At 53.5% G+C, this 2,452-nt stretch carries 4 protein-coding genes; 2 read left to right on the top strand and 2 right to left on the bottom strand.

Translation table 11 applies throughout. From position 1 onward, the window contains the following. Nucleotides 1-3: 3 nt before the first annotated feature. Both HWQ67_RS16335 and HWQ67_RS16330 read left to right on the top strand, forming a co-directional pair. Nucleotides 4-105: a GreA/GreB family elongation factor gene (locus HWQ67_RS16335; RefSeq protein WP_320414580.1), complete on the top strand. Its 102-nt coding sequence runs from the start codon at nucleotides 4-6 to the stop codon at nucleotides 103-105. Beyond that, nucleotides 98-952, top strand: coding sequence for a hypothetical protein (locus tag HWQ67_RS16330; RefSeq protein ID WP_218253749.1), 855 nt, complete (start codon nucleotides 98-100; stop codon nucleotides 950-952). Before HWQ67_RS16335 ends, HWQ67_RS16330 begins: the two co-directional genes overlap by 8 nt. Nucleotides 953-1,047: 95 nt before the next feature. Here the strand turns inward: HWQ67_RS16330 and HWQ67_RS16325 are convergent, their stop codons facing one another. Together HWQ67_RS16325 and HWQ67_RS16320 are read right to left on the bottom strand one after the other, a co-directional pair. Next, nucleotides 1,048-2,151, bottom strand: a complete 1,104-nt coding sequence (locus HWQ67_RS16325; protein ID WP_218253748.1) for a sensor histidine kinase — start codon at nucleotides 2,149-2,151, stop codon at nucleotides 1,048-1,050. After that, a partial coding sequence (locus HWQ67_RS16320) for a HepT-like ribonuclease domain-containing protein (RefSeq protein ID WP_218253747.1) occupies nucleotides 2,142-2,452 on the bottom strand: 311 nt, incomplete at its 5' end. The genes HWQ67_RS16325 and HWQ67_RS16320, both read right to left, overlap by 10 nt.

Here is a 2,452-nt window from a genome sequence, read left to right as displayed (position 1 = left end):
CCGGTGGGCAGGGCACTGTTGGGCAAGCAGGTGGGCGATGAGGTGCGCATAAAGGTCCCCGCAAAAACTATTACATACGAGGTGTTAAATATCAGCTTTGAGTAGACAGTTCAGGGCTGAGGTGGTTTCAAACGAGCGACTCAATGAGGAGGTCTTCATGCTATGTCTGAGGCCCCTGTCTGAGGTGGTTCGCCCAAGTGCCGGGCAGTTTTACATGGTTGGTCGCAGTGGGGCACTTGAAGGCGGGGCAGCCAGTGGGGCGGCAATGGTGGCGGCAACGTTTGACCCTCTGCTGAAGCGGCCGTTTAGCTGCATGGACTACGGCAGCGATGGCCTGTTGCACTTCATGATAAAGCTCCATGGGAGATTTACCGGTATTCTCAGTGCCTGTACACCTGGCACTGTGCTTGAGCTGATTGGACCGCTTGGCAATGGTTTTCCTGCCGTTGGGACGGGGGAGGTGCTTGTGGTTGTAGCCGGGGGGATAGGCATTGCTTCGGTTGCGATGCTCCTGCGGGATTATCCGGAGTCGGTGTTGTTCTATGGCGTCAGGAGTGTCGGTGACCTCTTTGTCGGAAAACTCCCGTCGGTTGCAAGGGTCTGCGTTACAAGCGATGACGGGTCGGTGGGGGACAAGGGCAACGTCCTTGAGCAGTTGCACCGCTACATCGTCTCAACAACCTCGACTGCAACACCCGGAGCCATAAGGGTCTATGCTTGCGGGCCACATGCCATGACTCAGCGGTTGTGCGAAATGTTTGCTTCCAAAGACGGCGATTTCCCGCGGGTCAACGGATGGACTGTTGAGGCGTTTGTCTCAGTTGAGGAGCGCATGGCTTGTGGTGCGGCAGCTTGCCTGGGGTGTGCCGTCAGCACCGTCAACGGTTACAGGTTGGCGTGCAAGGACGGCCCTGTGTTTAATGTCAATGATCTCAACCTTGGTGGCTCATGAATTGTAATAGCTTAATCCTAACGGAGCCGCCCCTTTCTTTCCTTCTTCTTAGGGGGGTGAACTATTACGCTGCTTGTAGTGTTAAGGCAATTGCCTCAATCCTTTCTCGGAAACGTAATCCTGTAAGCGGTACCGGCGCTGTTATCGACCGCTATGGTGCCATCCTGTTGCATTGTTAAGTCGTGTACGAGCTTCAGGCCAAAGGACTTGCTGTTGCGGATTTTGATATCCCCGGGCAGTCCCCTGCCGTTATCGCTTATGGTCAGGACGTAGTTGTTGTCAGGGGCGAGGTGAAAGTCTATCGTAATCATGCCCGTAGTATCCTCTGCAAAGGCGTACTTTATAGCGTTGGTGAGCAGTTCGCTGATGATCAATCCACAGGGGATGGCCGTGTCAATGCCCAGTAAGAGATGGTCTGCGTTTATATGTACGCCGACCGTTTCCGTGCTGACCCCATAGGAGTAGAGCAGGTCGCTCGTTAATATCTTGATGTACTGTGCAAAGTCCACACTTGCCAGGTCGTTGGACTGATACAACAGCTCATGCACAAGGGCCATGGATTTTACGCGGTAGCGGCTCTCCTTCAACTGCTCCGAGACGCACTCGTCCTTGACGTACTTGCCCTGGAGAAACAGTAAGCTGGAGATTATCTGGAGGTTGTTCTTGACCCTGTGGTGTATCTCTGCCAAGAGTAGTTCCTTCTCCTGTGCCAGGGCGCCCAATGCACGAGACCTCTGATGGCACTCTCGCAACATGACCCTATCCCTGTATGAACGCAAAGAGGCGGCTACAACGGCAAACAATCCCCTGCCCCTCAACTCCTCCACCATCCGGCAGTCATGTATATCGTAGCGGATAAAGGCATCCTCATCGGGGAAACGTCCCCGTTGCTCAGTGCAAAGCACAATCCGCACGTCAGGGTTGTTCAGGTCCTCCCTGATATGCCTGACCACACACAGGCCGTCTGAGTCCTCACCCTCCAGGGCCACATCCGCCAGAACCAGGGCCACGTCAGGGTGCGCTTTCAGCAGTTGTACGATATCCCCCACGCAACAGGCAACGACACAACTCACCCCCTTGTCATAGAAGCGATATCCGCCCACCTCATGTCTGATTGCCCCGCAGATGCCCTCATCGCTACCGGCAATCACTACCTTCCAGGTTGCTGAATCGCTCATCTCTTCATTAACTATCGGCAACCGTCAAACTCTCCGTATGCTATATCGTCAAGCAATTGTCGGATATGTTTCTTGAGGGGAGGGAGTTTTACGGTCACCACCTCCCAGATTCTTCTCATATCTATCCCGAAGTAAGCATGTGCGATTATGTCTCTCATTCCTGCCATATCCTTCCAGGGGATTTGAGGGTACTTGTCCCTCACATGTTCAGGGATGTTCTTGGCCGCCTCTCCGATAACCTCTATACATCTTATAACGGCAAGCTCTGTTTTTTCATCCATTGAGAAGTCTTCGTAGTTCATTTCCGAAACAAATCGTTCCG

It is taken from the genome of Candidatus Magnetobacterium casense (assembly GCF_019173545.1).
Classification (GTDB): Bacteria; Nitrospirota; Thermodesulfovibrionia; order Thermodesulfovibrionales; family Magnetobacteriaceae; genus Magnetobacterium; species Magnetobacterium cryptolimnobacter.
Note: the sequence above shows the minus strand (reverse complement) of the source record. Positions and strands in the feature narration are given on the sequence as shown.